The organism is Mesorhizobium sp. M0590, assembly GCF_040320905.1.
GTDB lineage: Bacteria > Pseudomonadota > Alphaproteobacteria > Rhizobiales > Rhizobiaceae > Mesorhizobium.
Genome location: NZ_JAMYQN010000082.1, coordinates 1 through 503 on the forward strand (window position 1 = coordinate 1; position 503 = coordinate 503).

1 pseudogene is annotated in these 503 nt (G+C 58.4%); it reads right to left on the minus strand.

The window, feature by feature from the left end:
* Positions 1 to 469 (minus strand): annotated as a pseudogene (locus NKI52_RS32705) (integrase); the annotation flags it as partial.
* Positions 470 to 503: the final 34 nt, after the last annotated feature.

The window sequence follows — 503 nt, forward strand, 5'->3', positions numbered from 1 at the left end:
GCTCTTGGTCGGGATGATGATGGCGGAGCCAATCCAGAAAGCGGCGGCCGCCCAAAAGAACGCCTTCGCGGGTCTTCGGCTCAAGTCCCCGCACCCTGCTCAGATAGTCCGAAAAGGAGGCCAGAAGCGGAGCATCCGGATCATCCTCTACACTTGGAACAGAACCAATGAACCGCTCCGGAGCCAGTCGGCGTGCGTGTCCCAGAGCCGATACTGCGCCGATGCGCGGAGTATCAGTAGTAAACGTGCACAAATAGCTGTCGATGACATCTTGAGGGATAGGCATCGGACCACAGCGCGTCGCGGCAAACTGGCTAAAGCGCGCAATCCGGCTCAGGTAAATCTTGGCGGATGCTGGCTTATAACCAAGCGTGAAAAAATGCTTCGCGATGCGATCCATCTCGCCACCGAGCGCACCGCTACGCAGGCGCTTGAGCACCCCACGATACGAAAAATAGAACTCGAGCATCCTGCCCCTCCGACATTGCGGCGCAGGGGAATCC